This window comes from Roseateles sp. GW821-FHT09B06 (assembly GCF_059418245.1).
This window is the reverse complement of sequence record NZ_JBWKPM010000011.1, coordinates 40,253-54,010: the sequence shown is the minus strand read 5'-3', so window position 1 is coordinate 54,010 and position 13,758 is coordinate 40,253. Positions and strand designations below refer to the sequence as shown.

The 13,758-nt window shown below is 65.0% G+C and carries 11 protein-coding genes; 9 read left to right on the top strand and 2 right to left on the bottom strand.

Going from position 1 to position 13,758, the window contains the following annotated elements; translation table 11 throughout:
* Positions 1-111 precede the first annotated feature (111 nt).
* Together AC07OQ_RS11830 and AC07OQ_RS11825 are read right to left on the bottom strand one after the other, a co-directional pair.
* Positions 112-1,080, bottom strand: a complete 969-nt coding sequence (locus AC07OQ_RS11830) for an EDSAP-1 family PEP-CTERM protein (RefSeq protein WP_495053326.1) — start codon at positions 1,078-1,080, stop codon at positions 112-114.
* Between the two features lie 195 nt (positions 1,081-1,275).
* Positions 1,276-2,880, bottom strand: a complete 1,605-nt coding sequence (locus AC07OQ_RS11825; protein WP_495053325.1) for an FAD-binding oxidoreductase — start codon at positions 2,878-2,880, stop codon at positions 1,276-1,278.
* Between the two features lie 253 nt (positions 2,881-3,133).
* On the opposite strand from AC07OQ_RS11825, the gene AC07OQ_RS11820 reads away from it, so the two are divergent.
* The 9 genes from AC07OQ_RS11820 to xrtA all read left to right on the top strand — a co-directional run bounded on the left by AC07OQ_RS11820 (position 3,134) and on the right by xrtA (position 13,729).
* Positions 3,134-3,727 carry an XrtA/PEP-CTERM system exopolysaccharide export protein gene (locus tag AC07OQ_RS11820; RefSeq protein ID WP_495053420.1) on the top strand — a complete coding sequence of 198 codons (594 nt, stop codon included), beginning with the start codon at positions 3,134-3,136 and terminating at the stop codon, positions 3,725-3,727.
* Positions 3,728-3,792: 65 nt separating this feature from the next.
* Positions 3,793-5,376, top strand: coding sequence for an XrtA system polysaccharide chain length determinant (locus tag AC07OQ_RS11815; RefSeq protein WP_495053324.1), 1,584 nt, complete (start codon positions 3,793-3,795; stop codon positions 5,374-5,376).
* Positions 5,377-5,385: 9 nt separating this feature from the next.
* A complete protein-coding gene (locus tag AC07OQ_RS11810; RefSeq protein WP_495053323.1) occupies positions 5,386-6,315 on the top strand; it encodes an XrtA-associated tyrosine autokinase in 930 nt (309 codons plus the stop codon).
* Positions 6,290-7,849 (top strand): TIGR03016 family PEP-CTERM system-associated outer membrane protein, encoded by a 1,560-nt coding sequence (locus AC07OQ_RS11805; RefSeq protein ID WP_495053322.1) that lies wholly within the window; start codon positions 6,290-6,292, stop codon positions 7,847-7,849. The genes AC07OQ_RS11810 and AC07OQ_RS11805 overlap by 26 nt, the downstream gene beginning before the upstream one ends.
* A 3-nt stretch (positions 7,850-7,852) precedes the next feature.
* Complete coding sequence (locus AC07OQ_RS11800) at positions 7,853-8,929, top strand: XrtA/PEP-CTERM system-associated ATPase (RefSeq protein ID WP_495053321.1); 1,077 nt, start codon at positions 7,853-7,855, stop codon at positions 8,927-8,929.
* 67 nt (positions 8,930-8,996) lie between these two features.
* Positions 8,997-9,872, top strand: coding sequence for an XrtA system polysaccharide deacetylase (locus tag AC07OQ_RS11795; RefSeq protein ID WP_495053320.1), 876 nt, complete (start codon positions 8,997-8,999; stop codon positions 9,870-9,872).
* A complete protein-coding gene (locus AC07OQ_RS11790) occupies positions 9,869-10,915 on the top strand; it encodes a FemAB family XrtA/PEP-CTERM system-associated protein (protein ID WP_495053319.1) in 1,047 nt (348 codons plus the stop codon). Before AC07OQ_RS11795 ends, AC07OQ_RS11790 begins: the two co-directional genes overlap by 4 nt.
* Positions 10,916-10,922: 7 nt before the next feature.
* On the top strand, positions 10,923-12,155 hold the full coding sequence (locus AC07OQ_RS11785; protein WP_495053318.1) for a TIGR03087 family PEP-CTERM/XrtA system glycosyltransferase: 1,233 nt from the start codon (positions 10,923-10,925) through the stop codon (positions 12,153-12,155).
* Entirely contained in the window at positions 12,152-13,729 is a 1,578-nt protein-coding gene (gene xrtA / locus AC07OQ_RS11780; RefSeq protein WP_495053317.1) for an exosortase A, read from the top strand. The genes AC07OQ_RS11785 and xrtA overlap by 4 nt, the downstream gene beginning before the upstream one ends.
* Positions 13,730-13,758 lie beyond the last annotated feature (29 nt).

Genomic DNA, 13,758 nt, shown 5'->3' with positions numbered 1-13,758 from the left:
ACTGCCGCACCGCCGACGCAGGGCGCGGGCCGGTGGTCGAGATCAAACGGGACATCTAGATAAACAAAAAAGGGGCCAAGTGGCCCCTTTGGGTTTGCCTGACGGCGGAATTTACTTCTTGCTGCGACGGCGCGAAGCGACGCCCAGACCCAGCAGCGCGGCGCCTACCAAGGCCAAGCTGGCCGGCTCGGGGGTGGCGCTGATCACGGTTACGTTACTCGCCTGGATGATGGACAGGGTATAGGTGTTGCCAGCAACGAAGTCGCGGGCATCAGATATTGCCGTACCGCTGAAGCTGTAGCTGGTGTTGAATGCGCTGTCGGTCACGAACCCGGTCTTGTTGAGTTCGGTGGGCTGGAAGACCAAGGTGGAGCCGAACGAAGCGCAACTCTGCCCATTTCCCGGGTTGCAATTCAGGGTCATCAGCCAAGAGATGCCACCCGAGGCTTGGTCCTTGCGGTTCAGGGCATTGCTCACCCACAGCGCATGATAGGCATCGGCCGTGATGGCAACCCGTCCGTTGAAACTGGTGCCGACCGTGAAAGTCGAGGTGACCGAGGCCGAATTCAGGATGGTGGCATTGCTGCCGCCCTCGTTGTTCGGGCCAATGGCGGCTGCATCGGCCCGGGTCAGGCCTTGCACCGCCCCACCAACAGCCGAACCGCTGATGTTCATGTCGCCCAGCGCAAAGTTCGCCGTGGGCGGCGGCAGGATATGCGCCGTCCCATTGTTTTCGTAGTTGCCGCCGTACAACGTGCCGGCCACGGTGCCGCAATCCGGGCCAACACAGCGTGCCAGCACATCGATAGGGGCGCCAATCGCATTGGAACTCAGGCTGCCGGGGCCGGGACCAATGGCGGACACGCCGTTGTAGTTCGCATTGGCGGTGCCGGTGCGCGATTCCGATCCGATGACCAGGCTGGCATTCGCGGCGAGCGGGATGCCGGCCGCGTCAGACAGATAGAGCGCGGTGACATTCAGGTCGGCTGCCGCCAACGCGCCCGCATATGCCGGGGCCGCAGCAACGCCGGCCAGCGCCGCAGCCATTGCGACGAGGATCTTCGTTTGCTTGAGATTCATTGAGGTCTCCAGTGCAGTCAAGGTGACTGTCCTCAATAAAGCATGATGCGTGCCAATTTTGTGGCTGATACTTAAGTTGTTGATTTATAAAAGATAAAAGCAAAAAAACCGGTGAAATGAAGAGAGGCTGCCATGTGGGCTGTAAAACTATCCGACATGGCCGACATGGCCGACATGGCCGACATGGCCGACATGTCAGGCATAGCGTCCCGGCGCGATCAGGCTGCCGGGGTCCACGGCCTTACGGAGCTTCGAGACCAGGGCCGACGAGCATGGATGTCGAGAGGCGAAGCTCGGCATTGAATCGATATTCAGTCGGTAGGGATGAAAGCCCTTGTGCCGGCCTTCTTCGATCAGGTTTTCCAGGCAGTTCCGTGCCTGCGCCACCGCCTCGGTGTCTACTCTGTCGAAGAGCAGTGGCACCGTGCTATCAAACAAGCGCTCACCAATGCTGGTGAAGGTGATCAGGGGTTCTATTCCGAAGCGCCGGGTCGTGCCGTGAACGAAGTTGACGTACTCGCGCAACATGCTCGCGCGCATCGGTACGAGCGGTGCATACCAGCTGACCCCGCCACCCTCGGTGGCAGGGTTGCGCACCTGGGCTCCGGACGGGCGGCCCCCGCGCCAGTAGGCCAGTGGCAGGGCTGTTTCATTCGGGCGGCCGGATACCAGCTCAAGCGCGGAGGCCAGGGTGGTGGCGGTTTGCGTCAGTTTGTGCCCCAATTTTCCGGGCGCCCAGGAGGCCATTCTTGCCAAGGTCTGAGCCTGCCCTTGCGACAGAAATAGCAGGCGGCTGGCGACTCCCGCCAGGTGGCGTCGAATCTCACGCTGCGCGGCCTTGACGATGCTCCGCGGTCCGTAAAGGCTGGCAAAACCGGTCCATGGGGCAATTTGATAGGCACGCCCCATGGCATTGAGCAGTTCGCCGGGAATGAGTCCGTCTGCATCCAGTTGCGAGGCCTCGGGGTAGGGGGCTGTCATGGCCAACACCCGGTGTCGGTTCATCAGGTTGAGGCCGCCCACGATGCCGGGCAGGCCGCTCAAAATTGCATGGATACGATCGATCGCGGGTTCCAGCAAGGCGTCGTCCTTCAGGCTGAACAGGCAGACACGGATGCACTCGGGACGCCTGGCCAGCAGGATGCTCATGCGTGTCACGATCCCGAAGCCGCTCTGCGTGAAAAGCCCATTCGTATAGGGGCCCAGGTTCCACTTGAAAAGCCGCGCGAGTTCCTCGCTGCCGGCTTCGCGGAGCGCGCTGCGATAGAGGCTGCCGTCGGCCAGAACGGCTTCCAGGTCGGTGACCGCGCCGAAATGATCGGTGTACGGCGTGATGCCGTAGCCTCGTTCCAGCGCGTTGCCCAGCAAGCTGCAGCTGGGGCCGGCGCCGGTGACCGGCACCATGAAATCATGACCGCCGGCATCGAGAAAGTCTGCCAGCATGCCCTGGGTGACGCCCGGTTCGACCGTCACCACACCCAGATCGGCATCGAAATGCAGGATCCGGTTCATTGGCGACAAGTCAATCAGGGCGCAGTCCTGCTGCACGGGCAGCGCAGAGCCATAGCCCCAGTTGCGCCCCGTGCTTATGGGGTACACAGCAACGCCGTGTTGTTGTGCAATGCGCAACACCGATGGCAAGGTCGCCGGGTCGCTGATGCGCAAAGCGGCCGGCATGGCACGATGAAGGCCGCTGGTGTCCTGGCCGTAGTTTTGTTGAGCTGCCTCCGCGTTCAGGACCTGTTCCGGGCCCAGCAATGCTTGCCAATCGTGAACTGCTGCTTGAATTCGGCTGGTCATTTGAAATATGGGAAAAGTTGCGCTGATTCCCTGTAACTCCGTGGCTTCCCGGGCGGAAGCCGGTCAGTCACTATGGCATGATGTCCAGCGGCGTCAAGCTGATCAATATATTGCTGTCGAAGCCTTGGCCGTGCGTCCGTGGCGAGCAGTTGGTTGTGCTTCGCGAGATGACGGTGAGCTCGCGCCTTTTTAATATTGGAGAGGAGTCGTCTTGAAGAACTACGCTAAGTGTGCAAGGTCCGTCGCTCGTTGGCTGACATATGGGGCCGTCGCCCTGTCGCTCGGGGCCTGTGCCATCGGGGCGGCCAAATATCCGCCGGCTCCGGCGTCGGCTGCAAGCCCGGACTACAGCTACGTGGTGGGGGCCGGCGACAATCTCAACATCATTGTCTGGCGCAATCCGGAGTTGTCCATGTCGGTGCCGGTGCGGCCGGATGGGAAAATTTCCACGCCGCTGATCGACGAAATGGCAGCGCAGGGCAAAAACTCAATCGAGATTGCTCGCGACATCGAAAAGCAACTCAGCAAATATGTGCGCGATCCGGTTGTCACGGTGATCGTGACCAGTTTTGTCGGCCCTTACAGCGAACAAATTCGCGTGGTCGGGGAGGCCGCCAAGCCGCAGTTCCTGCCGTTCAAGCAAAAGATGACGGTGCTGGATGTGATGATTGCGGTTGGAGGGTTGACCGATTTTGCTGCGGGCAACGAGGCGACCATCCTGCGCTCATCCGAGGGCAACAAGCAATACGCGGTGCGGCTCAAGGACCTGCTCAAGCGGGGTGATGTGTCCGCCAATGTCGAGATGCGCCCGGGCGACATCTTGATCATTCCCCAAAGTTTCTTCTGAGCGCTGAGTAGCCAGGCTCTTGGGCGGCACTTGACCGTGCCGCATTGTCATCGTCCACCCTTTGCTTGCCGATCTCGATGGATTCATTGATTGCGCAGATTTTCTCCATTGCCCGGAGCATGTGGAAGTACCGATGGCCCGGCCTGCTCGTCGCGTGGGTCGCCGGACTCATTGGGGCGGTGGTCGTGGTCATGATGCCCGACCGCTATGAGGCCAGCGCTCGGATCTATGTGGACACGCAATCGATCCTCAAGCCCTTGATGTCGGGGCTGGCGGTCCAGCCCAACGTCGAGCAGCAGGTGGTGATGCTGAGCCGGACTCTGATCAGTCGGCCCAATGTCGAGAAACTGGTGCGCATGGCCGATCTGGACCTGAAGAACCAGTCCAAGGCGCAGCAGGAGGCGACGATCGAGACCGTGACCAAGTCGCTGTCGATTCAGAGCACCGCGCGTGACAACCTCTACACCTTGTCATATCGCGACGTTGACCCGGAAACGGCCAAGCGGGTGGTGCAGTCCCTGGTTTCGATTTTCGTGGAGTCCGGCCTGGGGGCGAGTCGCAAGGACACGGCGACCGCAGCCACCTTCATCGGCGAGCAGATCAAGAACTACGAGGCCAAGCTCGAAGAAGCGGAGGCACGGCTGAAGGAGTTCCGTCTGCGCAATATCGAACGCATGTCCGGTGACGGCAAGGATTCCGCCACGCGCCTGAGCGAATTGAGCGCCCAGTTGGAGCGAGCGCGCCTCGAGTTGCGCGAGGCCCAGCATGCGCGCGATTCGGCCAGGCAGCAGTTGGATGGCGAGCGCTCGCGTGCCGCCAATACCACCACGCAGAGTCTGCTGCAGGAGTCGTCGCTGGCGGTCTCCACCCCCGAACTCGATGGCCGCATCGATGCGCTGCGTCGCAATCTGGATGCGCTGCTTCAGCGCTATACCGACCAGCATCCCGACATCGTCGCGACCCGCAAGCTGATCAAGGACCTGGAAGAACAAAAGCGCAAGGAAGTGGCAGAGCTGCGCAAGACCGCGATGTCGGCCCCCTTGGGCAGCGGCTCCGGCAACAGCCTGGTGAACCAGGAACTGGCCCGCATGCTGGCGACCGCCGAGGTGCAGGTGGCGGCCCTTCAGGCCCGGGTGGCCGAATACTCCACCCGCTACAACCAGGCGCTGGCCTCGGTCAAGTCCTCGCCGCAGCTGGAGGCTGAAGCGGCCCAGCTCAATCGCGACTATGCGGTCCACAAGAAGAACTACGAGGACCTGGTGGCCCGGCGCGAGTCGGCCGCGATATCGGGCGAGCTGGAGGTGGCTTCCGGCATGGCCGACTTCCGCCTGATCGATCCGCCGCGGGCCTCGTCCAAGCCGGTGGCGCCGAACCGCCTGCTGCTGCTGGCCGGGGTGCTGCTGCTGGCCCTGGTGGCGGGCTTGTTCACCGCATTTGCAGCCAGCCAGCTGCGCCCGGTCTTCCATGATGGCAACCAGCTGCGACTGCGTACCGAGCTGCCGATTCTCGGTGTGGTGTCGCGCATCGTGACCGATGTCGACCGGCGGCGCGAACGACTGGACTTGATGCGTTTCGGTGCTGCTTCCGGGGGCTTGGTCGGAGCCTTCGCCCTGGGGTTGGTCGCAATGGCTGTTCTGATTGGCAGGTAGGCGGATTTCATGAATAGTCTTATCGAACAAGCAGCGCAGCGCCTGGAGCAGCTGCGTCAGGCCGGGGTGGAACTGCCCAGCGACACGGCGCGTCCGTCGGTCGGCATCGCCCCGCCTGCGGCTGCGGCCGTGCCGGTCGAGGTCGGGCCCGTCGAGGAGCCCGTCCATCCGCATTCAAAACGGGTCGAACTGGACCTCGATGCCCTGGCCGCGCAGGGCTTCCTGACGCCCCACTCACCCCGCAGCCACATTGCCGACCAGTACCGCGTCATCAAGCGTCCACTGATCAAGAACGCAATGGGCAAGGGCGCGGCGACGCTGAACCATGCCAATCTGATCATGGTCACCAGCGCGCTGGCGGGGGAGGGCAAGAGCTTCACCTCGCTGAACCTGGCGATGAGCATCGCCGCCGAGATGGACAACACGGTGATGCTGGTCGATGCCGATGTGGCGCGACCCTCGGTGTTGCGCATGCTGGGCTTGCCGCCGGGGCCGGGGTTGCTTGACGTGCTGGAGGACCAGATCGACATGGCCAGCGTGCTGATGCGGACCAATGTCGACAAGCTGACGATCCTGCCCAGCGGTACGCCGCACGCGCGCGCGACGGAATTGCTGGCCAGCGAGGCGATGAGTCATCTGCTTGATGACATGGCCCGGCGCTACGCCGACCGCATCATCATTTTCGATTCGCCGCCGCTGCTGCTGACGACCGAATCTCGGGTGGTGGCCTCGCACATGGGGCAGATCGTCGTCGTCGTCCATGCCGACAAAACGCCGCAGAGTGCGGTTCAGCAGGCCGTGGCGACCATCGAGGCCTGCCCCGTCAAGATGCTGCTGCTCAATCAGGCCCGTTCCAATGTGGCCGGTGGCTATGGTTATGGCTATGGCTATGGCTATGGCTATGGCTACGGGTATGGCAATGACGTGCAGAAAACCTGAGTTGCGACATCCTCGTCCGATCCGGGCCGCGCACCGGGGCTTGCTGCTCTGTGCGGTCCTGGGGCCGGCACTCGCGCACGGCCAGGCTGATGAGCAGGGAGAGGCCCGCAAGGTCCAGCTGGTTCAGCCGCGTATTTCTGTGTCGCAGATCGTGTCCGACAACGTGAGGCTCACGACGGACAAGGACGATGGCTTCATCACCACCGTCACCCCGGGTATCGCGGTGTTTTCCAATCGCGGCCGGGTGCGCGGCTCGCTGGACTACTCGCTCAGCGCGGTGGTCTACAACAAGACCACGGAGAAGGATCGCATTCAGCAGGCCTTGGCCGCCCAGGGCAATGTCGAGGCCATCAGCAACTGGTTCTATGTCGACGCCCGTGCCAGCATCTCGCAGCAGACGCGTTCGGCCTTCGGGGTGGTCGCCTCCGACGGGCGCCTGGGCAAGCAGAATCGCACCGATGTATACAGCCTGGGGCTGTCTCCCTATGTGAAAGGGCAGCTGGCAGGACTGGCCAACTACCAGGTGCGCGCCGATCTGTCCGAGAGCCGTGCCAAGGACACGTCGTCCGGCGATGCCAGCAACCGCGGCGGACTGATCCGCCTTGACGGCCTGGGCAGTCAGCGGCTGCTGAACTGGTCCGCCTTGCTGCAGACGCAGCGGTCGAAGCCCGGCGATGGGCGGCGGACCGAGACCGAGTCGCTCACCGGTTCCTTGCACGTGCGGCCGGATGTCGACTGGCACTTCACCCTGACCGGCGGGCGCGAACGCAACGACTTCAGTTCCAGCGCCAAGCGCGGTGACAACACCTACGGCCTGACCGTGAACTGGACGCCGACGCCGCGTACCACGACCAATGCCGACTGGCAGTACCACTCCTATGGCAACACGCACAATTTCAGCGTCGAGCACCGGATGGCACGCTCGGTCTGGCGTGTGGTCGATTCCCAAAGCGTCAACAACAGCGGCCAGCAAAACGGTTCGGGTCGGCAGAGCAACCACGATCTGCTGTTTCTGCAGTTCGCCTCGATCGAGCCCGATCCGATCAGGCGCGAGCAACTGGTCAACAGCTTTTTGCAGCGCAACGGCCTGAGCCCCGATGCGATCGCGACCTCGGGCTTTCTGACCAACGCGGCCAGCCTGGCGCGTCGCCAGGAGTTGTCGCTGGCCCTGCTGGGGGTGCGCACGACCCTGACCCTGCTCCTCAGCCGCAGCAACAGCCGCCGGCTCGACGCGCTGGCCCAGGTGCAGGATGACCTGTCGCAATCGACCCATGTGCTGCAGCGCGGCGTCACCGCCAATTTGGCCTATCAACTGACGCCCACCTCGTCGCTGTCTCTGATCCTGATGCGCCAGGAGAATCGCGGCGACAGCAGCAGTCTCTCCAGTGAGCTGAAGACCATCGTGGGGAACTGGACCAGGCGCCTGGGAATGCGCACCAGCGTGCAACTGGGCGTGCGGCATGCGGAGTTCGACAGCCTATCGCAGCCGTACCGGGAGAACGCCATCTTTGCCACCTTCGTTCAGCAGTTCTAGCCCATGTATGAAGCCTTCTACGGGCTGAGCAGCAAGCCGTTCCAGCTGAGCCCGGACCCCAGTTTCTATTTCGGCAGCAAGCAGCACCGTCGCGCCAAGGCCTATCTGGACTATGGCGTGCTGCGCAACGACGGCTTCATCGTCATCACGGGCGAGATCGGCGCCGGGAAGACCACCTTGCTGCGCGGTCTGCTGGACAGCCTGAACCGCAGCAATGTCGTGATCGGCAACCTCGTCACGACCCAGCTGGACGCGGAAGACACCTTGCGCATGGTCGGGGCGGCATTCGGCGTGCGGGTCAAGGACCAGCCCAAGTCCGAGCTGCTGATGACGCTGGAGGCCTTCTTCGTCAATCAGACCAGCCTGGGCAAGCGCTGCCTGCTGGTGGTCGATGAGGCGCAGAACCTCACCGCGCGCGCGGTCGAGGAACTGCGCATGCTGTCCAACTTCCAGTTCGGCAACCAGTCCTTGCTGCAGACCTTCCTGGTCGGCCAGCCGGAGTTCCGCAACATCCTGCAGCGGCCCGAGATGGAGCAGTTCCGCCAGCGCGTTGCGGCGACCTGCCATATCGGTCCGCTCGACGAGGACGAAACCCAACGCTACATCGAGCATCGGCTCAAATGTGCCGGCAGCAGCGGGAAGCCCAGTTTCGAGGCCGATGCCTTCCCCGCGATCCACCGGGCCAGCCAGGGCATTCCGCGGCGCATCAACTCGCTGTGTGACCGCCTGCTGCTGCTGGGCTTCATGGCGGACAAGGCGCACCTGAGTCTGAGCGACGTCGAAGAGGTGCTGCAGGACATCGCGCGCGAGAGCGAAATACCCGCGGGAAAACCGGCGCTCAACGGCGCCCATCCGAGCCTGCCGGGGCTGGGGGAGATCGACCCGGGCCGTTTCCAATCGGGCGATCTTGGCGGTCTGGCCGGGGAAATCGCTGCGCTGTCGCGTGAGCAGCAGGCGGAACGTCTGGGGCGATTGGAGGCCAGCCTGATGCGTCTGGAGCATATCAATCTGCAGACCCTGGGTCTGATGCAGAAGCTGGTCGAGGCCGTCAAGCCCTCATCGAGCGAGACGCCACCATGAGCCTGGCCGCCATTCGCTTGTCGGCCGCATTGCGGCGCATGCATCGCAATGCCGGGGGAGGTTCGCGATGCTGATGGCACAGCACCGGCCACCGCTGCGCAACGCGATGACGATCGACGTGGAGGACTACTTTCAGGTGTCCGCCTTCGCGCCCTATATCGCGCGCGGCGCCTGGGACGCCTGCGAATGCCGGGTCGAGCGCAATATCGAGCGCATCCTGGCGCTGCTCGAGCGCCATGACACCCGCGCCACCTTCTTCACGCTGGGCTGGGTGGCCGAGCGCTATCCGGCCATGGTGCGCCGCATCGTCGCGGCGGGTCATGAGCTGGCCAGCCACGGCTATGGCCACGAGCGCGCCAGCGATCTGAGCCCCGCGCAGTTCCGCGCCGACGTGACCCGCGCCAAGGCCCTGCTGGAGGACATCGGCGGGCGGGCGGTGCTGGGCTATCGGGCGCCGAGCTTCTCGATCGCCGAGGCCAATCTCTGGGCCTTCGACCTGCTGCGGGAAGCCGGCTACCGCTACAGCTCCAGCATCTACCCGATTCGGCACGACCACTACGGCATGCCCGATTCGCCGCGCTTCGCCTACCCGGTGCGCGACGGGCTGCTGGAGGTGCCGGTGACGACCCTGCGCCTGCGCGGCCGGAATCTGCCGTCCAGCGGCGGGGGCTATTTCCGCCTGCTGCCCTATGCACTGTCGCGCTGGATGATCGGCCAGGTCAATCGCGTCGATCAGCAGTCGGCGGTGTTCTATTTCCACCCGTGGGAGATCGATGTCGAGCAGCCGCGCGTGGCCGGCATCGACGCCAGGACCCGCTTCCGCCACTACGTCAATATCTCCCGTACCGAGGCGCGCATCGGCCGACTGCTGCAAGATTTTGCCTGGGGGCGCATGGACGAGATTTTCCTGGGCCAGGCAAGCGCGGCCGCGCGCGTCGCATGAGCGGCGCGCTGCAAGTCCGGCGCCTGTCGGCCGCTGACGTTCCGGCCTGCGCCGCCTGGGACGCCTTTGTGCTGGACTGCCCGCAGGCCACCTTCTTCCATCGCGCCGCGTGGCAGCGCCTGATCGGCGAGGTGTTCGGCCATGCCTGCCATTTCCTCTATGCCGAGCGGGGCGGGCGTATCGAGGGCGTGCTGCCGCTGGCCCAGGTCAAGAGCCGCCTGTTCGGCCATGCGCTGGTCGGTCTGCCGTTCGCCGTGTACGGCGGCGTCGCCGCGGACAGCCTCGAGGCCGCGGACGCGCTGGAGCAGGAGGCGCAGCGCCTGGCGCGCCGGCTCGATGCGGAGCACCTGGAACTGCGCAATATCGAGCCGCGCCATCCCGACTGGCCGCGGCAGGACCTGTATGTGACCTTCCGCAAGGAGATCCTGCCCGAGGAGGAGGCCAATCTGCTGGCGATCCCGCGCAAGCAGCGGGCGATGGTGCGCAAGGGCATCAAGAACGGTTTGCTGGCCCATCGGGATACGAGCGTCGACCGCTTCTTCGCGCTCTATGCCGACAACGTGCATCGCCACGGCACGCCGGCCCTGCCCAAGCGCTATTTCGAGGCCCTGCAGCGCGAGTTCGGTGCGGACTGCGAGGTCCTGACCGTCACCGATGCGAGTGACACCCCCCTCAGTTCGGTGCTCAGCTTTTACTTTCGTGATGAAGTGCTGCCCTACTATGCCGGCGACGCCCAGAGCGCGCGCGATCTGGCGGCGAATGACTTCAAATATTGGGAACTGATGCGCCGGGCCTGTGCCCGCGGGCTCAAGGTCTTCGACTATGGCCGCAGCAAGCAGGGCACGGGTTCCTATGCCTTTAAGAAGAACTGGGGTTTCGAGCCCACGCCCCTGCATTACGAGTACTGCCTTTACAAGCGTGACGCCGTGCCTCAGAACAATCCCGCCAACGCCAAGTATCAGTTGCTGATCAAGACCTGGCGGCGCATGCCCCTCAGCTGGGCCAACTGGCTGGGACCGTTCATCGTGCGGAATCTGGGCTGAGGACGGCATGGCCAAGCTGCTCTACCTCGTCCACCGCCTGCCTTACCCGCCCAACAAGGGCGACAAGGTGCGCTCCTACCATTTGCTCAAGCATCTGGCGGCGCGGCACGAGGTCTACCTGGGCACCTTCATCGACGACCCGGACGACGAGCAGTATCTGCCGGTGGTGCGGGAGCTGTGCGCCGATCTGCATGTGGCGCGGCTGAGCCCCGGTGCGGCCAAGCTGGCCAGCCTGCGCGGGCTGCTGACCGGCGAGGCACTGACCTTGCCCTACTATCGGGATGCCGGTCTGGCGCGCTGGGTGCGGCGCGTGGCCGAGCGGGAGACGCTGGACGCCATGGTCGTGTTCTCTTCCTCGATGGCCCAATATGCGAGCGAGCTGCCGAGCTTGCCGATGCTGGTCGACTTCGTCGATGTCGATTCGGCCAAGTGGAGCGAGTATGCCGGGGCCCATGCCTGGCCGCTGTCCTGGCTGTACCGGCGCGAAGGCGAGCGCCTGCTGGACTTCGAGTCGCGCATCGCCGAGCGGGCGGCCTGTGCCTTTTTCGTGACCGACAAGGAGACCGCGCTGTTCCGGCGCCTGGCACCGACATGCCGCGCCACGATCGAGGCCCTGGGCAATGGCGTCGATGCGGCGTTCTTCGCGCCGGATGCCGCGCGGGCCTCGCCCTATCCCGCCGGGGTGCTGCCGCTGGTGTTCACCGGCGCGATGGACTACTGGCCCAATGTCGACGCGGTCGCCTGGTTCGCCGCCGAGGTGCTGCCCGCGCTGCGCCAAGCCTGGCCCGCCTTGCGTTTCTACATCGTGGGGCGCAGCCCGAGCCCGGCGGTGCAGGCCCTGGCCGGCTCCGATGTCGTGGTCACCGGCACCGTGGCCGATGTCCGCCCCTATCTGCAGCATGCCGCTGCGGTGGTGGCGCCGCTGCGGCTGGCGCGCGGTATCCAGAACAAGGTGCTGGAGGCGATGGCGATGGGGCGTCCGGTGGTGGCCGCGCAAGGCTGTGCCGAGGCCATCGACGCGCGCATCGGCAGCGAGCTGCTGGCGGCACAGCATCCGCAGGACTATGTGCAGGCGCTGAGCCGGCTGCTGGCCGCGCCGGAGCAGGCCGCCGCGATCGGTCGGGCCGGTCGCGAGCGGGTCCTGCAGGGCTACAGCTGGGAGGCCCATCTGGGCGGCATCGATCGCTACCTGGCGCCGGGTGCCGTAGCGGCGGCCTCGGCGGCGGTGGAGGCCGCATGAGCAGCGTGCTGCCGCCAATGCCGGGAGTCCGCCCGCTGCCGCCGGCCTGGCGCGCCGCGCTGCCCGCCATCCTGGTGGCGGTGCTGGGCCTGCTGCTGCTGTACCGCGAGTCCGCGCTCGCGATGGTCGGGATCTGGGAGCGTTCCGCCACCTTTGCCCATGCCTTTGTCGTGCCGCCGATCTCGGCCTGGCTGATCTGGCGCCAGCGCGCCGCGCTGGCGCTGTTGCAGCCGCGGCCCTGTTACTGGTTTCTCCTGCCACTGGCACTGGCGGCCCTGCTCGCGGCGCTGGGTGACTTGGCAGCCGTCAATGCCCTGACCCATCTGGCCCTGGTCGCCATGCTGGTGCTGCTGGTGCCGCTGCTGCTCGGGCCCCGGGTCGCGCGCGCGCTGGTCTTTCCGCTCGGTTTCCTTTTCTTCGCGGTGCCGATCGGCGAGTTCATGATGCCGCAACTGATGGAGACCACGGCGGACTTCACCGTCGCGGCGCTGCGGCTCAGCGGCATCCCGGTCTACCGCGAGGGGCAGCATTTCGTCATTCCGTCGGGCAACTGGTCGGTGGTGGAGGCCTGCAGCGGGCTGCGCTATCTGATGGCCTCGGTGATGGTGGGCACCCTGTTCGCCCATCTGAACTATCGGTCGATGTGGCGCCGGCTCGGCTTTGTCGCGTTCTCGATCCTGTTGCCGCTGGTGGCCAACTGGGTGCGGGCCTACCTGATCGTGATGCTGGGCCATCTGTCGAACAACGAGCTGGCCACCGGCGCCGACCACCTGATCTACGGCTGGGTCTTCTTTGGCTTCGTCATGCTGATCATGTTCATGATCGGTGCCCGCTGGGCCGAACCTATGGCGCAGCCGGCCCCGGTCCCGGTCGCAGCATGGCCCGAGAGGACCGGCGGAGCGTGGCCGGTCTGGGCGGCGGCCGCCCTGGCCTTGGCGCTGCTGGCCGCGCCGCTGCAGCTGCTGCGTGCCTACGATCATCGAGACGGCGGGCCCAGGCCCCCCCTGGACGCGCCGACCCTGCCGGGTTGGCGGGCGACGGCCGGGCCGCTGAGCGATTGGAAGCCCCTGTTCGAGAACCCGGCGGCCGAGTTGCAGGCAACCTATGCGGGAGCGGATCCGGCCGCAAGGGTCGGGCTGCACCTGGCCTATTACCGGCATCAGGACTTCCATAGCAAGCTGATCACGTCGCAGAACCAGCTCGTGCTGGAAGAAGACCGGCGCTGGGCCCGCGTGGGCAGTGCGACTCACGGCATGGAGCTTGGCGGCGAGCCGCTGCGGTTGCGCGAGGTCGAGTTGCGTGCGCTGATGGGCCCCGGCCAACCCGAGCAGCGCCTCTTGGTCTGGCAGTTCTACTGGGTCAATGGCCGGCTGACCGCCAGCGACCTGCGTGCCAAGGCCTATGGTGTGCTGGACCGCCTGCTGGGCCGCGGCGACGACGCGGCGGCCATCATTCTTGCTACGCCCAAGGACGCTGACAATGGCGTGCAGGCACGCCAGCGACTCACGGGCTTCCTGCGGGACAACTGGGCCCCTGTGCAAGCGCAACTGGAGCGGGCGCGAGCCGCTCCCTGAACGGTAATGCGGTATTTCCCATCGAAAGG

Excerpts from the sequence above, each read along its gene's own strand:
- AC07OQ_RS11810 (WP_495053323.1), top strand. The coding sequence starts at position 5,386 with ATGAATAGTCTTATCGAACAAGCAGCGCAGCGCCTGGAGCAGCTGCGT.
- xrtA (WP_495053317.1), top strand. The coding sequence starts at position 12,152 with ATGAGCAGCGTGCTGCCGCCAATGCCGGGAGTCCGCCCGCTGCCGCCG.
- AC07OQ_RS11825 (WP_495053325.1), bottom strand. The coding sequence starts at position 2,880 with ATGACCAGCCGAATTCAAGCAGCAGTTCACGATTGGCAAGCATTGCTG.
- AC07OQ_RS11805 (WP_495053322.1), top strand. The coding sequence starts at position 6,290 with ATGGCAATGACGTGCAGAAAACCTGAGTTGCGACATCCTCGTCCGATC.
- AC07OQ_RS11800 (WP_495053321.1), top strand. The coding sequence starts at position 7,853 with ATGTATGAAGCCTTCTACGGGCTGAGCAGCAAGCCGTTCCAGCTGAGC.
- AC07OQ_RS11830 (WP_495053326.1), bottom strand. The coding sequence starts at position 1,080 with ATGAATCTCAAGCAAACGAAGATCCTCGTCGCAATGGCTGCGGCGCTG.
- AC07OQ_RS11790 (WP_495053319.1), top strand. The coding sequence starts at position 9,869 with ATGAGCGGCGCGCTGCAAGTCCGGCGCCTGTCGGCCGCTGACGTTCCG.
- AC07OQ_RS11795 (WP_495053320.1), top strand. The coding sequence starts at position 8,997 with ATGCTGATGGCACAGCACCGGCCACCGCTGCGCAACGCGATGACGATC.
- AC07OQ_RS11785 (WP_495053318.1), top strand. The coding sequence starts at position 10,923 with ATGGCCAAGCTGCTCTACCTCGTCCACCGCCTGCCTTACCCGCCCAAC.